The sequence below is a fragment of the Psychroflexus halocasei genome (genome assembly GCF_900107595.1).
Taxonomy (GTDB): domain Bacteria; phylum Bacteroidota; class Bacteroidia; order Flavobacteriales; family Flavobacteriaceae; genus Psychroflexus; species Psychroflexus halocasei.
On the sequence record NZ_FNQF01000005.1, the window covers coordinates 34,858 to 59,736 of the forward strand.

Here is a 24,879-nt window from a genome sequence, read left to right on the forward strand (position 1 = left end):
AATTTGATAAATATACAAAAGAATCGTTTTCGTGATTTTGAGATGATGCGTCACTCAATAGCCAAGAAACACACAAAAATTAATTATAAAAATAACTAAAACCACTTAAAATGAAAGCTTTAAAAAATCAATTCAAAACAATCCTTTTTTTATTAATAGTTGGCGCCATATCTGTCGGTTGTAGCAGCGACGATGATATTGGTGACAATGGTGGTGAGCCAAGTATAAATGAAGGAAATGCATCGGCAGTCATTAACGTTGATAATCAGATAATCGAATTCTCATCTGAAACCGATAATAGTTTTGCGACAATAACTCAATTTGAAATAGAAGGAAATGAAATCGATAAATTAACAATCATTATGGCCGATGATAATTCAGGTTTAATGATAGCAGTAGAGGTTGCACCTGCTCCCAACAGCCCAATGAACTATGATTTAAGTAATGTGGGCTTTGGCCAAGACTACATGTTAACGGCCACTGTACTTCTTGATGGAGAAAATTCATCTGAGACAGATATTTACGGAGTTGGTTCTTATAGTCAAGATGGGGAATTGACACAAAGTCAAGGTTTATTTAAAATTACATCCATAACAAACACCACTATTAAAGGGACATTCAACATGACGTTGTATAATAGTTATAGTCCAAATGATGATTTTAACACCAAAGAATTGACAGTAACAGAAGGAGAGTTTGAATTACCAATAGTTGATATAAACTAGACTTATAGCTTACTTATATTATTTCTAGCATTTTTTTCATCCAACATAAATTTAATTATGAAAACACTTTTTAAATTATCCAGAACTACCAAGATTATGCTAGCTGTTTTTTTGATAAGCATATCAGTTTCGTGCAAAGATAAAAAAACTCAAAAGGACCAACCGAAACAGCTTGATCAAATAGAAGAACTAGAAAATGAGGAAAGTTTTGCTGGTTCCAGTAAACGTAAAGATATCTGTCAACTTATAACCGAGGAAGATGTCCGTGGTGTTTTTTCGCTTTCGGATAATGTAGAAATAAAGCAAAAGAAAAATAGAAGTTCATCATGTTCTTATGATTGGGAAGCGACAGGCGAAAAATTTGAGCGATATACCGTTTTATTGAATTTTGCAAAAGGAAAAAAGCGAACTAATAGTCAAATCGATAAAATTTGGAAAAACCAAAATTCAACGGTCTATAAAAATCGTGAGTTACAAAAAGTTTCTGGAGTAGGCGATAAAGCTACTTGGAGTAATCTTGGTGGTGGACAACTTCGCGTATCCAGCGATGGATTTATCTTTTACGTTTCTCATTCCGTGATGGTCATGCCAGGAAAAGATAAACCTAATGATACAAAAGAGATGATTGATAGAACGAAAGATTTAGCCAGCAGAGTGATAGCTGAGATGTGACCTTATTTTAATAATTAAAATTTAATTCTATCAAAACCATGAGATATTTTAAAATAACATATTATTTAGCATTTGTATTAATCATCAGTCTTGCATCATCGTGTAGTAGTGATGATGACACTAACCCATCAGCTCCAGAAGGAAGTCAACTTGAGTTTGCAGAAATAGATTTTACCAATTCTCTTGGTATAAATACAGCTTATAAAGGACTAGCAGCTTATGAAATAATTTTTAATGGAACTTTTGTCAATGCTTTAAATGGTATTGAAGTCCAGATTGAAGGAACTTTAAAAGTCAATTTCCCTGAAAATGTAGAACAATATTGATTTTAAAAATTAGTTTATTTGTTCGTTTACAAGTCCCGTGTATCTAATAAATACTCGGGACTTATTTTTTAGACTTTAGCTAATTCATAACTGATTTTGTTCTTTAAAGTTCCTTAGGATTTTAAATGAATCATACTAATTACTAAAAACAAATGAATTTTCAGCCGTATAGATTGAAGTCTTAAAATTAACAATCACTATGTTTTAGTCGGAAAGTCGAAAAACTGAATTAATGCTATTTACCAAGCATACATTAAACCATGTCATTTATAAAGTATTTTATGGCGCAGATAAATTTCCTCTATGATTTTTAGTGAGTAGTTTGTAATTTAACTCACTTAAAATCAATAAATTATGATGTATCTTGAAAAGATTAGAGTGATTGCTAGTTTTGTTCTACCTTTTATCATTCTTGTTTCTACTCCAAATATAATATCTGCCCAATCCACAGTAAACACTTCAGGAGGAAGTAATACATTATCAATTGGAGCTTTTGATTATTCCATAGGTGAAATGACAGTCGTCAGTACACAAAGCAATGCTAATATCACTGTGACACAAGGATTACTTCAAGTTGAAAGTTCAAGTTTAGGGACTCCAGAAGAAATACTATCGGATCAAGACTTGACAATATATCCTAACCCAACGACAGATTTACTTTATATCAAGCCGTCATTAAAGGGTTCTGGGGAGCTTTCAATCAAACTTTACGATTTACAAGGACGTCGCGTTTCGGAACGTACTTTCTATTTGGAAACAGGTTTAGAAAAGCAAAAAATTGATTTGTCTTATTTACAAGAAGCAACCTATATGCTCAGTGTGGAGTTTATTCATGAACAAAAAAATTATCGCCAAACTTACAAGATTGTGAAATCTAGTTTATGATAATGGTTATCAATTATTAACCGATTAAATCTAAATATTATGAAAAAAATTGTTTTATTTTTCTCTGTCATATTATTGTTTAGTTATCATCTTCAGGCGCAAACGCCAGAGGAATTTAATTATCAAGGTATTGCAAGAAACAACAGCGGAGACCCAATGACCAATCAAAGTTTAGGATTGCGAATTAGTATTCTTAGTGGAAGTTCAGCCGTTTATATAGAGACACATAATGTGACGACCAATAATTTTGGTTTATATACATTATCTGTAGGAGGAGGGACGCCAATTTCAGGAGCGATGAATACTGTAAATTGGAGTTCGGGAAATAAACACATTAAAGTGGAGATTGACCCTAATGGAGGAACTAATTATTCTGACTTAGGAACATCTGCGCTATTAAGCGTTCCATACGCCATGTATGCTGCATCTAGTGGTGGTGGTGGTGGCGGAAGCCCAACAGGAATTGCAGGAGGAGACTTATCAGGAACTTATCCCAATCCAGATATTGCCGATAATGCTATCACCACAACAAAAATAAACGATGCAGCAATTACTGCAGAAAAAATAAACGCGATGGGCGCCACCAATGGCCAAGTGCTTACGTTTAACGGCACCAATTGGACCCCAGACAATATAACCGGCGGAAGCGGCGACAACTGGGGAAGCCAAGTAGCTGAAACCGATGCAACATTAACAGGGGATGGAACAACAGGTAACGAGTTAGGCCTTGCCCAAAATGGCGCCACCGACGGCCAAATCCTGCAATGGGACGATACCAATGCCAATTGGACCCCTACAGACCCAACCGCTGGTGCTGATGCTTTTTTTGAAGCCGATGCCGATAAAATTAACTATACCGAAACCACTAATTTTGGAAAGGATTTTTTGGTTAATACAGATGAGATTGATTATCCGACTGGTAGCACAGATATTAAGAATAAGTTGATGTTTGTTCCCTCAAAAGAAGGTGCTTTACGAGTTGGAAGAATTTCTAATGAAAATTGGAACTTAAGCAATATTGGAAATTCAAGTGTGGCATTTGGAAGCAATACGGAAGCTTCTGGTACAAACTCTTTTGCCGCGGGGGTTGTATCAAAAGCTACTGGCTTATACTCCACCGCACTAGGATATCATACAAAAGCCTCTGGTTGGTATTCGACAGCAACGGGAAAATTTGCGGAAGCATCTGGGTGGGGCTCCACTGCTATGGGACAAAATACAAAAGCATTATCCTTTGTCGAAACCGTAGTAGGAACTTACAATACAGAATATACACCTGCAGATATAGATTCATTTGATGATACAGACAGGCAGTTTACCGTAGGAATTGGAGACGCTACAAACAACAGAGCCGACGGGTTTATGGTAATGAAATCTGGCTTGGTAACTGCACCGGAATTGACCAATACATTAATTGACAGTGATCAACAAGCATTGGTGACCAAGGAATACCTTGATGCCAATGCAGGAGCGGGCTTTTTTGAAGCCGATGCCGATCAAATTACGTATGGAAATACCACTAATTTTGGGAAAGATTTATTGTTTAATACCGATGAGATTGATTATCCTACTGGCAGTACGATTGATAAATACAAAATGATGTTCCTCCCTTCTAAAAATGGAGCTTTTCGTGCCGGTTCGGTTTATGGTGATCCGTGGAACGTGAGTAATATAGGAGATGGGAGTGTCGCAATGGGGTATTATACAAAAGCCTCGGGTGAAGCCTCCACCGCAATGGGTGGTAGTACAAAAGCCTCGGGCGATTATTCCACTGCAATGGGTAGAAGTACAGAAGCCACCGGCGCCTACTCCACTGCAGTAGGCAATTTAACGCTAGCCCCGGGCGAAAACTCTACCGCAATGGGAAATGAAACAGAAGCTATTGGCGAAAACTCTACGGCAATGGGAAATAAAACAGATGCTATTGGCGAAAACTCCACTGCAATGGGATATGGCTCAAGAGCCAATGGTTTTAACTCTACTGCAATTGGGCTTAACGCTTTCGCCACCGACTCTTTGTCCATCGCAATGGGTTATTTTACAGAAGCCTCAGGTGTACGTTCCACAGCAATGGGAGGACTTACCACAGCATCTGGTCGAGCCTCTATCGCAATGGGATATAATACCGAGTCCTCGAGCTTTACCTCCACCTCAATGGGATGGAGAACCGAAGCTTCGGGCCGCAGTTCTACGGCAATGGGACAATATTCAACAGCCTCTGGCGAGGGTTCCACGGCAATGGGGAATGACACACAAGCTCTTGGTCAAAATTCCCTCGCAATTGGGAGTGATACAAAAGCAGTAGGCAATAGATCTCTCTCAATGGGTTATATGTCAGAAGCTAATGCGCATGGTTCTATTGCGATGGGAAATAATGTTGTAGCGAATGGATTTAGTTCCACAGTTATCGGTTCTCATGCAAAGGTAACCAAAGAAGGCGCAATGTATTTAGCGGACTACAGTAGGGATGTAAGTACCATAGACACCCGGGTAACGTCCAACCGTTTTTATGCCAGGTTTGACAATGGATACTATTTATATACCGATGGTTTAGCAGATATAGGTATCTATATGCAACATGGCGATAACTCGTGGAGCACCATTTCCGACAAGAACAAAAAGGAAAACATAAAACTTGCAAAGGGAAATTATTTTATCGAGAGCATTAAAAAAATGCCGCTGGGCAGTTGGAATTATATTGGCCAAGACAAAAAGAAATACCGTCACTGGGGACCAATGGCACAAGATTTTCATAAATATTTTGGCAAAGATGGCATCGGGACCATCGGGAACGATACCACTATCGCAAGTGCCGACATTGATGGCGTAATGATGATTGCTATTCAGCAATTGGCAAAAGAGAACGATTCCTTAAAAACTAAAATCGCTATATTAAAAAAGAAAATGAAAAAACAAGAGATGTTTTTAGAAGCTAAGGTGGAGAATCTTCATAAAGCCAAAGGCAAGATGGAAGAACGTTTATCTAAAATAGAAGCCTTAATAAGACGCAATGAGCCAACTAATTACTCGAATCGATAATAGTTTTATTTGTTCGCGAGATAGTCTCGGGTATTATATCAATACTTGGGACTTCTTGTTATTAAAAAAGCTCTTAAGATTCAATTCTTAAGAGCTTCATTTATTTTGAAATTTGAAATACTATTTCTTAATTAATTTTTTAATCGCAACACCTTCATTTGTACTGATATGAATCTGATAAAATCCAGATTGCAAATGAGTCAGGTCGATGTTTTTCATTTTTGAGCTTAAAACAAGTTGACCTGCCGCATTATATATATTGACAGCTGTAACCTCTTTCTCAGTTTGTATTTTAATATTTGATGCTACAGGGTTTGGATAAACCAATAAATCATCAGAAGAAAACTTTGTCGATTTGAGTACCGTTTCTGCTTCTTGAGGAATATAAGGTCTTCTTTCAGAAAAACTTAATCCCACCCAAGAGTTATTTGTTAACTGAATTTGATTAAAATCTGTAGCTGTTTGCCAGTTAGATAAATTAGTTCCTGTGTAATACTTCCATTGGTTTTCAGCTGAATTTTGTCCAGAATGTATATCGAGTTGTACATCTGTAACCTCTTCGCTATCAAATGTATAACTGAAGTAGTTTGTGTTGTTTTCAATTATACTCAAAGCTTCTTCAGCAGTTAGGCTTCCATCATATTGAATGCCAAAAACAAATGAATCTTCAACGCTATCAGTTGAAGTTCCAAAATCAACAATCACTAAACTTCGGTCGCTCCCAGTGCCAATCCAATTTTCAATATCATTATGGTTCAACCATAATGAGCTGTAAGCAGGAATAGGTGTGATTGGCGCTTCAGCCTCAGGATTTGAAAAACCATAAGAACAGCCATACCACATGCCGTTTTCAACAACTTCGCCAATTCCGCCATTCATTTCAAACATTTCTATTGAGCTTCCGCTCCACGTACTCCACCAATCAGGTTCTCCACTTAATTGACTATGATTGTTGTAAATAATATCATTTAAAAAACCACCGGTTTGATCAATCTCAAAAGCAGGTTCTTCCATTTCAATTGTTTCTAAAATATCTTGAAAAGTAGGATTTTCACTAGCGTTATATCTAAAGCCCCAAGCATAAGAGCGGTCATCAGTTTCGTCTTTAAAGTCGATGACCATATAGGCTGTTTGATCTCCTTCTCCGACATAAAATTTAACATCCTCTGATGTAAATTGTGCGAAAACAAATTGCGTCAAAAACACAAATAATAAAAAAGTAATTCTTCTCATAACTATATAAAATTTAAAAGTTTAACTCCCGAAACTTTATAGAAATTGAGTTACATAAGAATTCAGCATTGAATAATGCGCAAGTGAAGACTTTTGTAAACCTTTATTCCCGAAAGTTTATTTTTCATTCTAAAGGCAGGTCTCCTGGCTTGCTAATTATTGTTGGCCTTCCCAGATAAATCCAGTGGCATGTTTCAACAATAACGACAGTATAGCTTACAGTTGCGGGTACAGCTCAAGATTTGATATCATCTCACTTGATTCCCTTTTCATGAACAATTGTTCAGCCTTATGGCGCAAATATAGAGTTAAATTTTGAGATTTGTTTACTCTCAGTTTCAATCTTTCTTATCTCTATCATTCAGAGATTCTATGCAGATTATTTTTTAGGCTTTAAAGCAATTCAACTTTCCATCAACTTACTTTTTTATAGCTCCACACCGCTAGACCATTCATGACAATAGCATAAAGAAGTGTTTTTAAAACTTGCGGAAGAATATCTAAAGGCCCAGAGCCTTTGAGCAAAACCATGCGTACAATTTCCACAAAGTATTTAACAGGATTAAATTCTGTGATAATTTGAGCCCACTTCGGCATACTTTCAATGGGTGTAAATAAACCGCTCATCAAAATAAAAATTACAACAAAAAACCATGAAATGAACATGGCTTGTTGCTGGGTGTCAGTAAAGTTTGAAATAAACAATCCCATCCCTAAAACCACTAAAATATAGATTGAAGTATAGCCGTATAATAATAGCAGACTGCCGACCATTGGAATATTAAAAATAACTTTTGCGAGGATTAAACCTATTGTTAATAAGCCCATCCCGATAATCCAAAATGGAAATAACTTTCCTATGATAAATTGACTTTTTCGAATGGGTGTCACATTCATTTGTTCAAGTGTGCCAATTTCTTTTTCTCTCACAATATTCATTCCTGACAGAAATAAAGTAATCATAGTCACGAGCAACACCAAAATACCAGGGACCATAAAAGTTTTATAGTCTAAAGTCACATTATACCAAAAAGAAGGAATACTCACGATACTGACGGGTTGCACGGCTTTTTGGGAAGCATCCATCAATTCGGTCTTGATGTTTTGATTATAATTCTGAACAATTTGATTAACATATCCGCTTTCAACACCGGCAGCAGCACCATCAATGGCATTGATGATGAGACTAAGACTTGCCTTTTTTTCTTTTAAAAGATGGCGTTCAAAATTATTAGGAATTTCTAATATCACATCTACATCACCTGCCAACATTGCAGAACTTGCTTGATCGTGAGAATCAAAATCAGCTAAAACATTAAAATATGTTGACGCATTAAATTTTTCAACTAATTCACGTGAAGTTGATGTGTGATCACTATCAATATAGGCGAACTTTATGTTTTTTACTTCATAAGTTGCAGCATTTGATAAAATGACCAATTGCAAAATCGGTAATATAAAAATGATAGGAAGCATCCCTTTGTTTCTAAAGATTTGCTTAAACTCTTTTTGTACGATGTAAGCTATTGTTTTCATTATTCCAATCGTATTTTATATTTTTTGATACTGAGGCTAATGAAAAATAGAGTCATTGCTATCAATATTAAACTCTCTTTCCACAAATAAGAAATACCGACGCCCTTGAGCATAATGCCTTTAATGATGATGATAAACCACTTGGCTGGTATGATGTTACTGATGACTTGTAAAGGAATAGGCATACTGGTAATTGGAAATATAAATCCTGACAGTAAAATCACAGGAAGCATTAATCCCATTAATGAAATCATCATTGCTGCTTGTTGTGTTTGTGCAATGGTTGAAATTAATATGCCGAGAGCTAATGATGTTATGATGAATAAAACACTTTCTGCACCTAATAAAAAGAGACTTCCTTGAATAGGCATTTTAAAAATAGTTATACTTAAAAGCACAATGACCATAGCGTTAACGACAGATAAAAAGATGTAAGGCACAACTTTTCCGATGATAACTTGGAACGGTTTTAAGGGTGAAACAAGTAAAATTTCCATTGTGCCTAACTCTTTTTCACGTGTAATGGATATAGAAGTCATCATTGCTGAGACTAACATGAGGATGATTGTCATCACGCCTGGCACAAACATAAAAACGCTCTTGAGTTCAGGGTTATAAACCATGCGTGTTTGAGGTATAATTTGGTATGCGACTTCTATATCTTTATTTTCTGCTTGCTGGTAATTTTGAAGGATCGCATTGATATAGTTGGTAATCGAATTAGCTGTGTTAGGGTCAGTTGCATCAGTCAGAATTTGCAAGCTTGCTTTTCTTTCTTTGATTAAATTTTTACTAAAATCTTTTTCAAAATTGATAACAGCTTTGATTTTTCCTTTTTTAAAGGCAGTTTCTATATTGTCTTCATGTGATATAAATTGAGTAATTGTAAAGTATTTTGATGCTGATATTTTATTGATGATTTCTTCAGTTGTTGCATCTTTTGAATGATCTAAAACAGCGATATCAACATTGTTGATTTCATTTGTAATGGCAAATCCAAAAAGTAAAATTTGGGCAATTGGCATTCCAAATAGAATGAATAACGAACGTTTATCCCTGAAGATGTGATAAAACTCTTTTTTTACAAAGCCTATGAATCTTTTCATTTTTATATATAAAAGACTTTACTGTATTTGCTTATCCATTTAAGCGGAAAGTCAGTTAAGTTTAAATTATTCAATATTTCTTGCTAACCTTAAAAACACATCATTCATAGAGTCAACTTTAAACTGTTTTTTGAGTTCTTTAGGCGTATCTAAAGCTTCAATTTTGCCTTCTACCATGATTGAAACACGATCACAATATTCAGCTTCATCCATATAATGTGTTGTCACAAAAATGGTTGTGCCTCGATCGGCAGCCTTGTAAATCATTTCCCAAAATTGTCTTCTTGTTATTGGGTCAACACCTCCTGTGGGTTCGTCCAGAAAAACAATTCTGGGTTCATGCAAAAGAGAAACGGAAAATGATAGTTTCTGTTTCCAACCTAAAGGCAATGAGCCAACGAGTTGATGTTTGATTTCTTCCAAGCCTAATTCAGAGACTAATTGCTGTGTTTTTTCTTTAATTCTTTTACGACTTAGACCATAAATACCTCCAAAAAATGTAATATTTTCTCTAACAGTGAGGTCATCATATAAAGCAAACTTTTGGCTCATATAGCCAATATTTTTTTTGATATTTTCAGTTTGCGTATAAACATCGAAACCTGCAACATTGGCTTGGCCAGAAGTTGGTTTCGAGATTCCAATCAGCATTTTCATCGCTGTTGTTTTTCCTGCACCATTTGCGCCTAAAAAGCCGAATATTTCACCTTTTTTGATTTCAAAACTAATTTTATTAACAGCCGTGAAATCACCAAACTTTTTGGTTAATGCTTTTGCTTCTATGACGTTTTCTGTTTTCATTATTTTGCTAATTCCATAAAGGCATCCTCTATATTTGGTTGTGTTTTTTCGATGATGATATTGTCAAGACCTTGGTTTTTTAAGTGAGATTGTAAATCTTTTATCTCAAATGCATCCCGCTGATCTGTATAATGTACAAACTCTCCAAATGGGTAAACACTGTATGAATGTTGGTAAGATTGAAGTTCTTGTATCAGTTTATACATATTGTTTGCCTTGACATTAAAAATATTCTTAGGAAACTTTTCGACGATTTTCTCTGGCGAGTCAATATCTAAGATGCTTCCATCTTGTATCAAGGCAATTCTGTCACACAAAGCAGCTTCATCCATGTATGGCGTGGAAACCAATATTGTAATTCCTTTTTTTTGTAAGCGTTTGAGCATTTCCCAAAATTCCTTTCTAGAAACCGGATCAACACCCGTTGTCGGTTCATCTAAAAAAAGGACTTTAGGTTTATGTATTAATGCACAAGACAAAGCCAGTTTTTGCTTCATCCCACCAGATAATTTTCCGGCACGCCGCTTTTTAAAAGGTTCGATTTGAACATAGATATCTTCAATTAAATCGTAATTTTCTTCAATTGTTGTCCCAAAAATTGTAGCAAAGAATGTTAAGTTTTCTTCAATCGTTAAATCTTGATATAGAGAAAAACGTCCCGGCATGTATCCAACTGATTTGCGGATAGATTTATAATCTTTAACAACATCCAGATCAGTGACGGTTGCAGTGCCCTGATCTGGAGTCAGTAAAGTGGTTAAAATTCTGAAAAGAGTTGTTTTCCCCGCACCATCAGGTCCAATTAAACCAAAGAGTTCACCTGGTTTCACTTCAAAAGAAATATCCTGAACTGCTTTTACCTTTTTATAAGATTTACTGATGTTGCTAAGAGAAATTCCCACTTGATTTATTTTTGAGTGATGATTTTAGTTTCCATACTAATTTCTGATTTTACAGAATTAGAGATTAAACATGCCTTTTCAGATTTCTGGAGAACGCGTTCTGCACGATCTTGGTCTTCTTCTGTTTTGATTGTGACTATTGGCTTTAAATGAACCTCTGTCATTAAAAACTTCCCATCCTTTTTCTCCATAATCCCAATCGCATCACAACTAAAATCTTCAAAATCCAATTTTGAGTTTTCTGCAATTGCTAAAAAAGTTGTCATTAAGCAACTGCTTATTGAAGCTGTAAATAAATGCTCTGGTGACCAAATGTTTGGCACTCCGCCAGGAAATGGAGGAGGAGTAGCGATGTCAATGCTATTATTTGCTGCGGTGTTATGACCTTCTTCTAATTCTGGAGAACTGATAACGCCTTCGCGCTCATTCTTCCATTGTAATGAAACTTTAAACTGATGTTTGTCCATGATATTATTATTTGAAATAATTATAATATTTGTTTAAATTATCCTTGATACTCTCAATAATCTCAGCGCTTTCTTCAACAGTTGTTGTTTTTTGTAAAGCAGCTATTTTCTCAATCAAGGGATGTAAGAAAACGTGTAAGTTATCATGCGATGGACCTTCCATTGTACATTTTTTGACAACAAAATTTTTCTCTTCATTAAGTTTTGAAGCTAATTGGTGGTAATCTTCCAAAGTTTTTAATTCTGCAGATTCAATCGAGCTTAACATGTTTTTTACACCTTGATTTGTTTCTGGATTTGCTTTCCATCTTTTGTTTTTATTCATTTGAATTTCATCTACCCAAGCATTTCCTAAATCAGCATTTTTATGCATTTGTTTGCGTTTCTGCTTTTGATGCATCTTTTTTGATTGAGAACCTTTTTTGTTCTTTTTCTGGTGTTGTTTATTTTGCATCATCTCGGTTGATTGTGATGCTTTGTCTTCTGTCTGATTTTCATCATTTTGCTTATTGCAGCTTAGCATAACTATAGAAATAAGCATTGATAATAAAATTGTTTTTTTCATTTTTATAGGTTTTAAAATTCTAATTATTAATTTATTTACTCAGAAATCCACATTTCTGCTGGCATACCAATTTTAAGGCGACCATCATTATTGACTGTTATTTTTACAGCGTAAACGAGGTTCACACGTTCTTCTTTAGTTTGAATAATTTTAGGTGTAAATTCTGCTGATGCTGATATCCAATCAATCCGTCCTTCATAAGTTTTCATCTCATCACCAGAATCAATTTTGACATTGACCATTTGCCCGATTTTTATGGCTGACAATTGTGTTTCACTCACATAAACGCGTAATGTCATTTTGTCGAGATTTGCAATTTTATAAAGAGGCTTTCCAAATGATACAATCTCTCCAGCTTCTGCATACTGCGTCAAAACTGTGCCTTCAATAGGGTTTGTGATTTCACTTTTTTTAATGTTATCATCGATCTGATCAATTTGAGCATCAATAGCTTTCATTTCGTTGACAATTGGAGCATTTTGAGTTTCAACATTTTTTATTTGTTTTTTTAAAACATCAACTTCACTGTTAACGCGATCTAATTGTTGCTGTGTTGCGGCTTTGTCAGCAAACATATTCTGAATACGATTTTGTTCTATTTCTGCAGTTTTTAATTGCTCTTTAAGTACTTTCACCTGAGACCAAACACCATCAGATTTTGAAGCTACTGTGGCTTTTGAAGCTTGTAATTGTAATTTGTTGAGGTGAAGTTGTAGCGTGTCAATAAGACCAACTTTTTCTCCTTTTTTGAGAGTTTGGCCTTCTTCTGCGATTAAAAATTGGAGTTGACCATTGGCCTCAGCAGATACTATTATTTCTGTTGCTTCAAAATTTCCGTATCCATCTGCTTTTTCATGATCAGAACATGAAAATAAAAAGCTGATTGCAACAATGGATGTTATTATTTTTAATTTTTTCATTTTAACTATTTAATTAAAATCCCCTTTAGTGACTCTATAATTTGCTTTGACTAATCCGAGTTGTATTTCGTGCAATTGTTGATTTATTTTTGCTTCGTAAAGTTTATTGAGTTCAGTGATATATTCTGATGATGAAATCACGCCGTTGTTAAGTTGGGTCACAGAAGCCTTTACAACTTCCTCATACATAGCGATGATACCATCATCTTTTTCTAACATTTCTCTGTATTTATCGATGTCATTTTTAAAATTTTGAAGTTCTATGTCATTGTTTAGTTTGAAAGTTTCTTTTTCGGTTGAAACGATTTCTTTAGAAAATTCGATGACTTGTTTTTCTTTTTTTGTTTTTCCCCAATCAAAAATATTCCAGTTGAGCTTGAGACCTACGATATAAAAATCTTGAAAAGAATTATCGAGCATGTTTAAACCAGGATTTCCATAGCCTAGTTGTGTAAATCCTGAAAGTTTGGGGTATCTTGATTTTGAAATAGCATTTTTAGAAACTTCTAATTGGTTTTCTTGTAAATTAAAAAGGGCAAATTCTGGTCTATTTGAAGCTGAATCATCATTTATAAAAATGTTTGGTTTCTTTAATATCGTGTTAGTGCTTATTTTTTGCGCTAACAGTGATGATAAATTATCTACAGCTTTTTGACGATCAAATTCAGCTTCGGAAATCTGTTGTTCTATCTTCAGAACTTCAGCTTTTAAAACTTGTTGGGCAGAGGGTAAAATAGCGCCATACTTAATACCGCTTTCAATTTCTTTTAATCGTAAATGGAGCAATTCCTTTTTAGATTGTAAAAGACTGGCTTGTTCTTGAAGCAACAAAACGCTAAAGAAACTTTGATTGATTCTCGATTTTAATGTATAAAGGTTCACCTCAATTTGTTGTAACTGAGTTTCTGATTGTGCTGTTTTTAATTCTTTTTGAGCGTTAATGTGTCCACCATTATAAATAAGTTGGTTTGCATCAAGTGTCGCGCGATACTGATCTTTATTAGGCGTTTCCATGTTTATATTAGGAATCTGTCCTGCGAATTGAATAACATCAGATTGATATGATGCTTGAGCGTTTAAATCTAATTGAGGAAGCTTTCCTTTGTCGAGAATGCTTATTTCAGAGCTCGTTTTCTTCTGTATTATGTCTGACTGTTTTGCCAAAGGATAATTGGTTTCAGCAAGTTTGTAAGATTGTTTTAAAGTCAATATTTCTTGAGCAGAAGCAATGAGAGAAGCAAGACTAAAAAATAAGAACAAAAATCTTTTCATCTTTTTTATTTTTTAATTGAATTGATGATAAACTCAGCAACATCTATTTTACGTTGTTCAAGTAATTCCTGAAAATCTTTATCGTCTAGTTTTAAAAAACCTTTAATCAGCGGTTTGGCAACAAATGGAAAAATGTTTAGTGACACAATATGTACAAAAAGTTGCTTCCCATCAATGGGTTTTAATATCCCATCTTCGACTTCTTTCTCAACTTGGGCATTAAATTTATCTAATGATGGAAAAGCATCAGCTTGCTGAATTTTTTCTATAAACTTCGGGTTTCTGTTTAATTCTTGAATTACAAAATTTGGAATGTAAGGATGCTTAGCAATAAACGAAATATAGTTATGTGTAAAGCTTCTGATTTTTTCCTCAATTGAATCATCATTGTTTAAAATAGCATTTAATTGAGGCGCTAAAAGCGAAAAAGCATTTTTGAATACTGCTTCAAACAACAGTTGTTTACTTCTATAATAATAGTGAAGCATCGCTTTATTAATTCCTGCTGCATCAGCTATTTCTTGCATTCTTGCACCATTCATTCCCTTAACTTCAAAAATATTTTTTGCAGCATCTAATATTTTATTTTCGGTATTTTCAGTCTTTTCTTTTTTCATAACTAACTTAACGGTTTAACCAAACGGTTAACAAAGGTAAGTAAAATATTTCAATTGATTTTAATGAAGTTTAAAAAATATTAAAATTGACATTTTAAAGCTGTAAATGTCTTTTAATCATGTCTTTATTTACATAATTTTAATTTTTTTATAATAGGAAATACTTAAAAAGAATGTAGGTGTATAATTTAAGTTTAGTTTTGCAAGTCTAAATTTTAGCGATCGTCTTTTGAAATTAAGCTTTCGATAATTTTAATTTATGATTGGTTTGTTTTTCAAAAAAATATTTTTTTTTAGCACGTACCTATTTTATCCTAAATTGAAGAGTTAATTTTTTTAAATAAAACTTATGTTGAATAATAAGTCCTTTGCTTTTGTAAAGCTTTTTAGCTTTATAGGTGTTATTTTTTTCTAAACTCTTGCTCCTTGGTGCGTATCGAGAGTGAACAAAAACCTCTTGAAGTTGTTGATCTTAACACGCGTTTACTGACGCATGAATTTGTAGGTCATGCGATGAATGTCACTCAAAATGCTTCTGACAGTATTCTTAAAAGTAAACCTAACCAAAAGGTTCAACAATTGCTTTTAAGTTGGCAAATAAACACTGCCAAACAACTTAAGAAATTTGGTTTTCAGCCATCACCACAAGTCTCCATGGTTGATGTATGGACATATGCTTTGAAGGCTGATAACTTTTTTGATACCTATAAAAATGAAAATTTAAATGAGCAGCAGCAGCAAATTATTAAGTCAGCAACTTCAGATAATCTAATGCGAATACAGAAAATTGCTTCAAGTGTAAAGTCAAAAAAAGATTATATTGCTTTATCTGATTTCATTGAAAAGCAAGCTGCAAAATCACCATTTAAAACCATAGATTTTGACAGAATGGAATCTGTAAAAGATGCTTATTTTAAATTTAAAGAAACACCTGATGATCTTGCTGTTGAAACTGTAGGAACTTTATCTGAAGTGGTTTCAAATATGGGAAGTAAAATCAGTTATGGTTCAGATTTAACCAGAAAACAATTGCAGTGGGAAACACAACTTTATTTAAATGAAAAAGGAATTGATTCTATTAAAATTGAGCAAAAAATCAAAGAATTTCAATTGCAAACTGAACGTCTAATTAATGTTGCGGAAAATGCTCCAGAATTAATAGATGACGCACTTATTACTTTCCGACAGCAGATGGATCCTTTGTTTTCAGGTTTAAATACAAGTGTCTCGGATGCGATGTTACGTCTTTCAGAAGAAAGGTTACTGATAGATGGAATGATTGAGCGCGAAAGATATGCTTTTGATAAAATGCTTCAACGTGAGCGTAAAATCTTAACTGAAGAAGCTCACACCATTGTCAATGATGGTGTTAAAAACACAATGGCGGAGCTTCGTAGCACTATTCGAACACTCGCTTTGCTGGGAATTCTTTTCGTTATTGTTATTTTAGGACTGCCTTTTTACGCCGGTTATTTATTAGGCAAAAAGAAGAAAAAATGATGAGAATCACCAGAATAATAATCCATAGAGTGTAAGATGGTTTTTGATTCTGATAATGTTTGCTGGCGGACTTTTTCAAAAAATGGAAAATAATCCCAAGGCAAATCATTGGTTTTTCAAAACTGCTGAAGGTCAGCAGCTGTTTAATAGATAAGAAATAGATTATATGCTGTCTTTATGAATCAAGTTTCTTATTTGGACTTTTATACATCAGTCCTGCAATTATGATCGTAAATAAAATTCTAAAAATCATGTTTACTAGAATACGGTTTTCATAAAGTTTCACTGTCTGAGAATGCAAATAAAGTAAAGCCGTTGAGTAAAACAGAAGGAGAGCGACAGAAAGCATGATCCAAAAAGGCCATTTTTGAGACTTTAAATAACCAAAAGCTGCAAGTAAATAAAAAAAACCAGCAGTTAAATTTGTCTTCAATATAAAAGGTGCATAGCTTCCTTGTTTTGCACGAATACCAAACCAATCGAACAAGACAGAACTACTCATAAAGATTGTGGTAAGAGCAAAAATAACTAATATAGTTGCGACAACATATTTGAATTTTTTATTCTTCTTCATAGTTTTATGAGCTTAAATTTTTTGTAATATTCTATATTGAAAATACGATAGAAAATTTTGTATTATTTTGGTTTGTATGAATGTGATAATTTTAAAAAGGGCATTTAAATTTTGCTTTTTGCTCGCGTAATTACAAAGGTATACGAATATTCAATCATTAAAAATATACAGGAAACAAATAAGAATTTTATTGACTTATGTCAATAAGAATTGTGTTTTCTTTTTCTCAGTATGAGAAAAATACATAAGATAGCTCCGAGAATAATAAAGATTATCCACCATTTTATTTGTGGAGAATCTGTTTCTTGAGGTATCTCTATTTCGCCGTAATACACAAATCCAGCCCAATAATAAGGTGATTGTTTATGGTTTCTAATTTCAAAATGATCTAGGTAATCTAATTTTGATTGATGTAAGGCATAGGATTTTGATTGATGATTTTCAAAATAACTATAAAAAGATGTCATCATCTCAGCTGTTGATTGGTCGTTGACTTGCCATAATGAAAAAAGTAAGTTTTTTGCTCCAGCATATTGAAAACCTCTAGCGAGACTCATGGCGCCTTCGCTCCCTTGAATTTTACCAATTCCTGTTTCACAAGCACTCAAAACAACAAGCTCAGGGTTTAAATCTAGAGTATATAACTCGGGTAATATCAGTGTTTCATCATAAAAAGCTAAGCTTGCAGGTACTGAAAAGTTGCCGCCTTGCGCATGAGTTGATAAATGCAATATGTTATAATGAGAGGCTTTTTTTAAAAATTCAGATTTTGTGGCTTTGTTTTGGTATAAAATATCTGAGTTTTCTAATTTTCCAAAGCTTTTTGCTTCTTCTTTTGAGTAGCTTAATTCATAACTGGTATTGTCAAAAATCGGAAAAACGCCAAGTTGATTTTTTAAATCTGATTCTTTTCTATCATCTAAATAAAATGAAATAGAAGTTTGATAAGTCAAAGATTTCTCACGAATTAAAAATGGCATTTTCTCAAATTGGGAGGTCTTACTTTTTTCTGTCAAGAAGGAATCAAATGGCGTAAAACTCAATAAAGCATCAGGAACAATAACAATGTTTTTTGATTGAAGTTGTTTTAAATTTAAATCTTGGTAAAGTCGATGAGCGCTTTCTTTGAAGTCTTTGAGTTGAGAATTGATGGCTGAAGGATCCTCAAAGAAAGATAAGTATGTTTTGACAGGTTTTCGTAAATCTTTAGCGGTTCCTGTTTTGTTAAACGCAGTAGTTTTTTCTGTGATCAGGAAATCGTAAACCGATTCTTGGCCAAAAAAATACAGCTGCATCTCAGCTTTGTCAAGTTCTAATTTCTTTTGAATTTCTCCTATTGAAACCTGATGATTCGTTGTTTGTTTTAAATCTTTATCAATTAGTTCTTGTGTTTGGTTGTATGCTAAATTGATTTTATTTAATGCTTTAAGAACACTGTCAGAAGGTTTTTCATTATTTAATTGAGATCTTATAACACGATTGATAAGTGATTGTTGAAGCTTTTTCAATTCTAGGCTTTTTGATAAAATTGAGTCTTGAGGTTGAGTCTCCGAAATTGCACGTTTCTTTATATTTTTTTTTAAAACGATTGCTTTATTATTTTCAACATAATTCAGCGCTCGTTTGAAAATAGAGTTGTCACTTGATTTTTTTGACTGCTCATATAAAATACCTAAACAAGTTTCGGTTCTTTTTTTTGATGAGCTGAGGTGTAATATTTTAGCTTGCTGACTTGTGATTTCATGATTGATTAAATCAGAAACATAAAAACTCAAATCGTAATACTGAAGCGCTTTTTCCCAATCGTCTTGTAGTTTCGCGAGTCCATCAAAAATTGTGAGAAATGTATTTTCAGGATACAGAATATCTCGATCGGTAAAAGTTTCTAAATCTTGCTGAGGTAAAAGTGTTTTTAGAGCTTTAAAAAAACTTTTTTCAGCTTTATCGTATTCTTTATTGAAGAGATAAATATCAGCTTTTTCAGTATAAAACTTTGCTAAGTCTCTCGCATTGATGTCTGCTTTTTTAATCAGTATTTCTTCAGCTAACTTCATCTTATTTTTAGCTTCTGAAATTTCATTGTTTTTCAAATGCAGTAAAGCCTCATTTTTATAGTAATTGAAAGAACGCTCAACTTCACTAGAATTTGAAACTAATTTCTTTGCTTTTTCGTAATCTTTTAAAGCAATTAGATTTGTGGTTAAATTATTTTTTAAAGCTTCCTTTTGTTCTGGCTTTAAGTCAACTTTTTTTAGTTTTTCTTCTAAAATATCAATCGCCATTTTGAAATGACCTGTGTTGTGATAAACAACAGATAAATTAATGATGCCCGCTATTTCTTGATCTTTATTATTTTCTTTTATCGCTTGATTGATATATGTTTTAATAATGTTTTCAGCTTGAGTGAAATTGCCTGTTTTTGTATAAAGATTGCCTAGCGGTTTAAGGCAATATTCAGTGATGTCGTAATTGTCAAAATTTTCTTCTTGATACAAAAGCCAAGCTTTCTCATATAATGAAATAGCTTCCTGCGTTCGGTTATATTTTTTTGAATAATAACCCATGTTACATTGGGCAATAACCACTGCTAATTTTTCTTCAGGCTTTAAATTTTTCTGAGAAATTTTATTGATTTCTAACTTAAATTGATCGAGATGTTCTTCACTAGGCGAAGCGACAAAAGTATCAAGTGAATTGTATATGCTGTCTTCTAAATTTTGAGCTTGAGCTTGAAAAGCACAGAAAATTAAGATGCAAATAAATCTTAAATATAAATTTCGCATATCAAGCTAATTCTGAATTAAAATTTAGTAATCTAAAACTTCCAAATAGCATAGAGCTGAATGTGATCGTGAGGCGTGTTGTAGTAATAAACATACCTAGCGCCAACACTTGGGCCAATTCTGGCACCACCAATATTGAAGCCTGCAAATGCACCTGCTTGAAAATCATTAAATTGATTTTTGCTTTCTGAAGTTTCCGAGATATCTTTAGATTCATCTCGAATTCTGATATCTTCTCCTTCATAAATCAGGTAATGTTCTGCTTCTGTTTTGTTTTTAATTTTTTGAGACAAATTCATTTTGAGTTCTAATCCTGCACCAACAGCTAAAAAATTATTGATGTTATAGCGGTAGGAAGCGGGAACGAGATGAATGCCAAAATTTTTAATATCGCTTTCTTCTTCATACAGAAATAAGCTAGAGGCATTGATAGCTCCGTTACCTGGTTTCAGTGTTTCGTATTTCTTGAATTCATCAAAAGATTCAGCGGTTATCATCAATTCAGCTTGAAAATATCCTCTGTAAGATTTAAAAGGAGATATAGTGGCACCTACAAAATACGAACTGTGATTGTCCAAGTCTGGTGATAAAATTGTCCCTGCTTTTGCACCGATTGAAATTCCTGGTAAAAAACGTGTTGTGGCTGTATTGGTAATGATGGGTTCGTTTTTATCAAAAATAATAGCTGTTTTACTTTTTGTTTTTTGTTTATGAAAATCATCTTTTAGCTTGATTGTGTATTTGACAAAACCTTTAGTTGAATCAATATCGGTAACGTTTTTTTGTTGACTTCCTGGTAAATAAATATTCTTAAAAGTAAATATGGCTTGTTGTTCAGTTCTTGTTGTGTCAATACAACTATAACGAACTTCAGCTTCATCAGGGCAAGTAGGACATTCAGGATATTGATCAATAATTTTGATTGTTGACATATCAAACATATCTGGAATATCTGTTTTGAGTTGAACTGTACTTGCTGGCCCGTCTCCGTTATTTTGAAACTGCACTTTAAACTTGAAAGTTTTAAACCTGACTAACCTGTAATTCATGACAGTTGCGTTACTCGACATTTTATTGGGATCGTGAGAGTTGACGATTTCCATTTCAAGATCTTTTACTTTATGGTTTTCATAATTTGCATCTGGCACATAAATACTTCTGACGCTAATAATGGCGCTTGTGTCTTTTAGCATTTCTGGTTTTGTGCGTAAAGTGAAAAATATGTTGCGTTCTTCGCTTGGCTTTAAATTTTCAAATTCAATGCTTTGGCTGTTTCTGTATTTTTCATCAGCCTCTAATAAACTGAGTTGTAAATCTCTTTTCTCAGTTGTATCCTGAGAAGTGATTTTCAAATCTTGAAGACTTCTTTTATGCGAAGCTAACCACTGATGCTCAGAAGAAGTTTCAAGTTGAGCTGCGTAAAAAGGTTTTTTGTCTCTTATTGTTTCACCATGATAGCTTCGTGTGTCTTTTATTTCAAAATTATCAGCTTTATATTTTTTTTCATTATAAAAAAGATAGAGTTTACCGTTTGTGACATATTGCTTAGGGTTTTTGTAGCTCATCACAACAACGATTTCTTCATCAGGAATAGGATCTCTATTTTTTCTGAGTTGAATGTCTTCAGTCATAAAAGCTTTATCTTCAACATCAGCTGGTGTACTTCTAACGGAAACAGATTTTGGTCTTGTCGTTGGTGTTTTGCCATTATCATAATGGTTTGTCGCCCATAAACGAACGTCATAATCACCTTTCTTTTTGTAGGTGTGTTTAGGTTCTTTTTTCGTACTAAAACTTCCATCTCCAAACTCCCAGTAGTAATTGTAATAAGCTTGTGGCGCACCAGCTTTCTGGTATAACTCTGGTGTGTCTGATTTGAATAAAACTGAATTTCCTTGCTTTTCAAATTTTATTTTTGCTTCACGCTTAAGTGTATCAATCTTTACTTCTTGAGAGAAACTCAAGAATGAAGTAGATAAGAATATCCAGAAAATAATTGTTTTTCTCATGAGGTTTGATTAAGAAATTCTTAAAAATAGCAAAATGCGGTGAAAAACTCACCGCATTTTTAAAATTCATGTTTTTTAAATGATGATTTTTTCTTCATTCAGGTTTATTAAAATGGCTATTCAATTTTTAGTTATTAAGCCTGATAAAGAGAAATTTCAAAATTGGTTGATTTTTTTCTTTTGAAAATTATCATCATTCTATAAAACATTCACTTAGGATAAAGGACTTTACCAATTTCTATTTAAATTACTTGTGGTTGGAAAAACAACAACATTACTTTATTAAAATTCCACAGTTAGTTTTAATTTCATTGATAAAGCCTAACACAATCGACTGTGTTCTTATATTCTCAACAAAAATAATGTTGAGAATTTTTTGTTAAGGTAAAGCTTCAATTTCTGCTTCAAGTTCATTTAATGAACCAGTTGTCGTGTCATCGATATCTATAACATAAAGATCATTGGCTTGAACTGTAACACCTTGTGTTGCATAGCGGTATTCGCCATTGTCTTCTGTTATAAATATGATGTGCATTTCTAATCCGATTGGAATTTGACCATAATGCTCAGAGAAAATATTAGCTTGATCATCAAAAACATCTAACTTAGCTAGTAAGTTAGGTTCGCCATCATAAGATAGGTAAATAGCACTATTTTCAAAACCGAAACCAGCAGGAACTTGGACTTGTAAAGTTGTTTTAGGTCTAGGATCGCTCCAGAATCTATCAACATTTGTCCATCCAAAATCATTAAAATTTACATAATATGAATCAATATCAGGAAAAACACCCTCTTGTTCTCCTGCTCCGTCAGGGTCAGGCTGATCTTCATTCCATTCAAGATCTCCATTTTCATTCATATTGCCTGTCCATAATGTCATGTCATTTTCAATGCCGTTTGTTAAATCAGCAGGAACAGTCATGCTTGATAAACAATCCATAATTAAAGGTTCTCCATTCTGGAAAGCTTGAATATAAAATTGGCCGCCAGTTTGTAAAGCTGCTTTATCACCATTTGGTTTAACTCCCATTAAAGGTTTATTAGATGTAGCCATTGCGCCACGTTCATAAAACTCAATAAATTCTAAATCAACTTCTCCACTAACAAGATCACCATTTAAGGTCAAGCAATTAGAAGGAATAAATAAACTTGTTCCAGCATCACTTGTAAATGTGATACCATCTTCAGCATCAAATTGAGCGTTTTGCGTTATGGAAGCTAAGCTGTTATCAAACATCTGATCCATAGCAGCTGAAGTTGGAATGTAATATTCAGGGCCTTCTGGCTGCGGTGTAACTTTATCGTCATCACTACAACTCGATAATAGCACAGCTGCTAATGCGAAAGTTAAATAAGTTTTCATCGTTTTCATAATTTATAAATTTAATTGTTCACCCTTAAATCAACTTAAACTGAGAAGTGTTACCCTATAATTTTAAATTTTTTACATTTACTTTTTATAATTTGTATAATGAGCGTACAAAAAGCACATCCTGATCAAAAATATATAGAAGGTTTAAAGCAAGACAATTCATTTGTTATCAGAGAAATCTATGATAAATTTGCGCCTAAAGTCATTCATTTTATTTGTCAGAATAATGGTGATGATGCACAAGCAAAAGATGTTATTCAAGAAGTTCTTCTAGTTATTTATGACCAAGCTTGTATTAAAGACCTAAAATTAACCTGCCCTTTTGATGCTTATTTTTTCTTGTTATGTAAAAGAAGGTGGTATAATAAATTGAAAAAGAAAAAGCTAGACACGGTAACAATTAAAGAAGAGATTGTATCTGAACATGAAGGAGCCAATCATTTAGAATTTGAAACCAGTCTTTTTCAAGATCAACAAGAGCTTTTTAAAAGGATGTTTGGAGAATTAGGGAAATCTTGTCAAGACTTGTTAAAGAAGTCATTTGAAATAGATTCTATGAAAAAAGTCGCAGAAAAACTTGATATTTCTTACGCTTATGCTAGAAAAAAGAAATCTTTATGCATAGGTAAACTGACTGAAATGATTCAGAATTCTCCTCATTATAAAAATTTAAAATCGTAAAAATGAAAGAGCAGGAATACATTTTAATAGAGAATTATTTAGCTGATGATTTGACAGCTAAGGAGTTAGGGGATTTTGAAGATAAGTTAAGGACTGATTTAGAATTTAGAGAAACATTTGAAACTTATCAACAAGTTTCGGATCAACTTAAGCATGAGTTTACACATTATTCTGAAAAAGAAGCTGTGAAGAAATCTATTGATAAAGTTGCTAATACTTATTTTGAAAAGAAAAAAGAACAACCGAAAAAATCAAGTTTTAAACCATGGCGAATAGGAGTGGCAGCGATGATTCTAATTCTTGTTGGAATTTATGCTTACCAAGAATTTTCAACACCAGTTTATAGTGATTATAATCAGTACCCAACGGTAAGTTTTCAGAGTAGAGGAGAAGAAAGTGAAAGCTTAAGAGAAGCTGAGGAGGCTTTTAACTCACATCAATTTGCTGAAGCAGCAACCCATTTTGAGGTCTTGGTTAAAGGAAATGATAATGTTGAATACAAATTATATTGGGCAATTTCTTTAGTTGAAACTGATCAGTTTGAAAAAGCAGATCAACTTTATCTTGATATTTTAAAAAGTGAAAGTGTATTTGTTCATGAAGCTTTATGGTTTGGTGCATTGAGTAAACTAAAACAAGAAGACAATAAAGCAGCTTCACAATTACTGAGTCAGATTCCTGAAGAAAGTGATAGATACAAAGAAGCTCAAAAGCTTTATAAAAAACTCAATTAAATTCTTTAAATAATCATTTCGTTAAAAGCCTGATTTTTGAATAAATTTTAAAAATCAGGCTTTTTCTATTTTTTAATAGAATGATTTTTTAGAAGGAGGTAAAAATCGAATATTCAATTTTTATAAGAGCAATTCTTTCATATCTATTATATTTGTTATC

General features: G+C 33.4%; 22 protein-coding genes and 1 riboswitch. Of the genes, 8 read left to right on the forward strand and 14 right to left on the reverse strand.

Annotation, left to right across the window (positions count from 1 at the left end; all coding sequences use genetic code 11):
- Nucleotides 1–110: 110 nt before the first annotated feature.
- From BLV84_RS07055 to BLV84_RS07075, 5 genes are all read left to right on the forward strand, one after another.
- Entirely contained in the window at nucleotides 111–725 is a 615-nt protein-coding gene (locus BLV84_RS07055) for a hypothetical protein (RefSeq protein WP_093243583.1), read from the forward strand.
- Nucleotides 726–782: 57 nt separating this feature from the next.
- On the forward strand, nucleotides 783–1,397 hold the full coding sequence (locus tag BLV84_RS07060; RefSeq protein WP_093243589.1) for a hypothetical protein: 615 nt from the start codon (nucleotides 783–785) through the stop codon (nucleotides 1,395–1,397).
- A gap of 38 nt (nucleotides 1,398–1,435) precedes the next feature.
- Entirely contained in the window at nucleotides 1,436–1,723 is a 288-nt protein-coding gene (locus BLV84_RS07065) for a hypothetical protein (RefSeq protein WP_093243595.1), read from the forward strand.
- Nucleotides 1,724–2,077: 354 nt separating this feature from the next.
- Nucleotides 2,078–2,608 carry a T9SS type A sorting domain-containing protein gene (locus tag BLV84_RS07070; RefSeq protein ID WP_093243600.1) on the forward strand — a complete coding sequence of 177 codons (531 nt, stop codon included), beginning with the start codon at nucleotides 2,078–2,080 and terminating at the stop codon, nucleotides 2,606–2,608.
- Between the two features lie 39 nt (nucleotides 2,609–2,647).
- A complete protein-coding gene (locus BLV84_RS07075; protein ID WP_093243607.1) occupies nucleotides 2,648–5,647 on the forward strand; it encodes a tail fiber domain-containing protein in 3,000 nt (999 codons plus the stop codon).
- Nucleotides 5,648–5,767: 120 nt separating this feature from the next.
- On the opposite strand, the gene BLV84_RS07080 is transcribed toward BLV84_RS07075, so the two are convergent.
- The 10 genes from BLV84_RS07080 to BLV84_RS07125 form a co-directional block, all read right to left on the reverse strand.
- A complete protein-coding gene (locus tag BLV84_RS07080; protein WP_093243612.1) occupies nucleotides 5,768–6,880 on the reverse strand; it encodes a T9SS type A sorting domain-containing protein in 1,113 nt (370 codons plus the stop codon).
- Between the two features lie 117 nt (nucleotides 6,881–6,997).
- Nucleotides 6,998–7,187: riboswitch (cobalamin riboswitch) on the reverse strand.
- A 107-nt stretch (nucleotides 7,188–7,294) separates the two neighbouring features.
- A complete protein-coding gene (locus BLV84_RS07085) occupies nucleotides 7,295–8,416 on the reverse strand; it encodes an ABC transporter permease (protein ID WP_093243617.1) in 1,122 nt (373 codons plus the stop codon).
- Complete coding sequence (locus tag BLV84_RS07090; protein ID WP_093243621.1) at nucleotides 8,416–9,522, reverse strand: ABC transporter permease; 1,107 nt, start codon at nucleotides 9,520–9,522, stop codon at nucleotides 8,416–8,418. Before BLV84_RS07090 ends, BLV84_RS07085 begins: the two co-directional genes overlap by 1 nt.
- Before the next feature lie 66 nt (nucleotides 9,523–9,588).
- Nucleotides 9,589–10,323 (reverse strand): ABC transporter ATP-binding protein, encoded by a 735-nt coding sequence (locus tag BLV84_RS07095; RefSeq protein WP_093243624.1) that lies wholly within the window; start codon nucleotides 10,321–10,323, stop codon nucleotides 9,589–9,591.
- The gene (locus BLV84_RS07100) at nucleotides 10,323–11,225 is read right to left on the reverse strand and encodes an ABC transporter ATP-binding protein (RefSeq protein ID WP_093243629.1); all 903 of its coding nucleotides are present in this window, start codon (nucleotides 11,223–11,225) and stop codon (nucleotides 10,323–10,325) included. Before BLV84_RS07100 ends, BLV84_RS07095 begins: the two co-directional genes overlap by 1 nt.
- Before the next feature lie 5 nt (nucleotides 11,226–11,230).
- Nucleotides 11,231–11,692 (reverse strand): OsmC family protein, encoded by a 462-nt coding sequence (locus BLV84_RS07105; protein ID WP_093243634.1) that lies wholly within the window; start codon nucleotides 11,690–11,692, stop codon nucleotides 11,231–11,233.
- Between the two features lie 7 nt (nucleotides 11,693–11,699).
- Nucleotides 11,700–12,257 carry a hypothetical protein gene (locus BLV84_RS07110; RefSeq protein WP_093243638.1) on the reverse strand — a complete coding sequence of 186 codons (558 nt, stop codon included), beginning with the start codon at nucleotides 12,255–12,257 and terminating at the stop codon, nucleotides 11,700–11,702.
- A gap of 35 nt (nucleotides 12,258–12,292) precedes the next feature.
- Nucleotides 12,293–13,177, reverse strand: coding sequence for an HlyD family secretion protein (locus BLV84_RS07115; RefSeq protein ID WP_093243641.1), 885 nt, complete (start codon nucleotides 13,175–13,177; stop codon nucleotides 12,293–12,295).
- A gap of 9 nt (nucleotides 13,178–13,186) precedes the next feature.
- The gene (locus BLV84_RS07120) at nucleotides 13,187–14,449 is read right to left on the reverse strand and encodes a TolC family protein (protein WP_093243646.1); all 1,263 of its coding nucleotides are present in this window, start codon (nucleotides 14,447–14,449) and stop codon (nucleotides 13,187–13,189) included.
- A 5-nt stretch (nucleotides 14,450–14,454) separates the two neighbouring features.
- The gene (locus BLV84_RS07125) at nucleotides 14,455–15,066 is read right to left on the reverse strand and encodes a TetR/AcrR family transcriptional regulator (protein ID WP_093243649.1); all 612 of its coding nucleotides are present in this window, start codon (nucleotides 15,064–15,066) and stop codon (nucleotides 14,455–14,457) included.
- A gap of 426 nt (nucleotides 15,067–15,492) precedes the next feature.
- On the opposite strand from BLV84_RS07125, the gene BLV84_RS07130 reads away from it, so the two are divergent.
- Nucleotides 15,493–16,566 (forward strand): hypothetical protein, encoded by a 1,074-nt coding sequence (locus tag BLV84_RS07130; protein ID WP_093243653.1) that lies wholly within the window; start codon nucleotides 15,493–15,495, stop codon nucleotides 16,564–16,566.
- A gap of 175 nt (nucleotides 16,567–16,741) precedes the next feature.
- Here the strand turns inward: BLV84_RS07130 and BLV84_RS07135 are convergent, their stop codons facing one another.
- The 4 genes from BLV84_RS07135 to BLV84_RS07150 all read right to left on the reverse strand — a co-directional run bounded on the left by BLV84_RS07135 (nucleotide 16,742) and on the right by BLV84_RS07150 (nucleotide 23,304).
- Nucleotides 16,742–17,140, reverse strand: coding sequence for a hypothetical protein (locus BLV84_RS07135; RefSeq protein ID WP_100776033.1), 399 nt, complete (start codon nucleotides 17,138–17,140; stop codon nucleotides 16,742–16,744).
- 200 nt (nucleotides 17,141–17,340) lie between these two features.
- On the reverse strand, nucleotides 17,341–19,923 hold the full coding sequence (locus tag BLV84_RS07140; RefSeq protein WP_093243661.1) for a CHAT domain-containing protein: 2,583 nt from the start codon (nucleotides 19,921–19,923) through the stop codon (nucleotides 17,341–17,343).
- Between the two features lie 32 nt (nucleotides 19,924–19,955).
- Nucleotides 19,956–21,932: a PKD domain-containing protein gene (locus tag BLV84_RS07145; protein ID WP_093243666.1), complete on the reverse strand. Its 1,977-nt coding sequence runs from the start codon at nucleotides 21,930–21,932 to the stop codon at nucleotides 19,956–19,958.
- Between the two features lie 379 nt (nucleotides 21,933–22,311).
- Nucleotides 22,312–23,304 (reverse strand): hypothetical protein, encoded by a 993-nt coding sequence (locus tag BLV84_RS07150; RefSeq protein WP_093243671.1) that lies wholly within the window; start codon nucleotides 23,302–23,304, stop codon nucleotides 22,312–22,314.
- A 99-nt stretch (nucleotides 23,305–23,403) separates the two neighbouring features.
- On the opposite strand from BLV84_RS07150, the gene BLV84_RS07155 reads away from it, so the two are divergent.
- Both BLV84_RS07155 and BLV84_RS07160 read left to right on the forward strand, forming a co-directional pair.
- On the forward strand, nucleotides 23,404–23,985 hold the full coding sequence (locus tag BLV84_RS07155; RefSeq protein ID WP_093243676.1) for an RNA polymerase sigma factor: 582 nt from the start codon (nucleotides 23,404–23,406) through the stop codon (nucleotides 23,983–23,985).
- A 2-nt stretch (nucleotides 23,986–23,987) separates the two neighbouring features.
- The gene (locus tag BLV84_RS07160; protein ID WP_093243680.1) at nucleotides 23,988–24,719 is read left to right on the forward strand and encodes a tetratricopeptide repeat protein; all 732 of its coding nucleotides are present in this window, start codon (nucleotides 23,988–23,990) and stop codon (nucleotides 24,717–24,719) included.
- The last annotated feature ends 160 nt before the right edge of the window (nucleotides 24,720–24,879 follow it).